Raw genomic sequence first — 673 nt, 5'->3', positions numbered from 1 at the left:
GATCTCGCAGTCGATGTCGACCGGCGGCACGTCGATCTCCTTGAGTTCGACGCACTTGTCCTCGAAGCGGATGACGCCTTTCCCGATCTCCAGCTCGTCATTGTAGTTGAGCAGGTATTCCATCAGGTTGTCTTCGAAGCCGGCATCGCCCGGCCGCAGGCCATAGCCGACGCTGTCGAGGCCAAGGGTCGACCAGAGATCCTCGACGATGACCGAGCCGCCCTCGTGGGTTTGGAAGTCGGTGGCCGTGATCTTGATGTCGTTGGCAGTGCCGTCGCCGTCGTTGTCGACCAGTTCCGCCTTCAGCTCACCCGGATCCTCGTAGGCCGTGTGGAACACCAGCATGTCGTTGCCGACGACGCTGAAGTCCTTGACCACGTTCCCTTTATCGAAGCCGATTTCGTCCGTCTTGTGGCCCTCGGTGTCGATGACGCAGTGGCCGAAGACGAAGTCGTCGCTGTCGAGACCGCCCCACATGACGTCCGCGCCCTCATCGGCGATCACGCAGTCGTCGTCCTTGCCGCCGTGAAGGTAGTCGTCACCTTTCCCGCCGAGCAGGACATCGTTCCCGTAGCCGCCGTAGAGGGCGTCCCGGCCGCCCTCGCCCAGCAGGACGTCGTCGCCATGCATGCCGTAGATCTCGTCGCTGCCGGCGCCGCCTTCGACGTAGTCG

General features: G+C 63.2%; 1 protein-coding gene. It reads right to left on the bottom strand.

The annotated features are described in order from the left end of the window. A partial coding sequence (locus tag DRV85_RS18405; RefSeq protein WP_147238891.1) for a calcium-binding protein occupies positions 1-673 on the bottom strand: 673 nt, incomplete at both ends.

It is taken from the genome of Rhodosalinus halophilus (assembly GCF_003298775.1).
Classification (GTDB): domain Bacteria; phylum Pseudomonadota; class Alphaproteobacteria; order Rhodobacterales; family Rhodobacteraceae; genus Rhodosalinus; species Rhodosalinus halophilus.
This window is presented reverse-complemented; position numbering and strand designations above follow the sequence as displayed.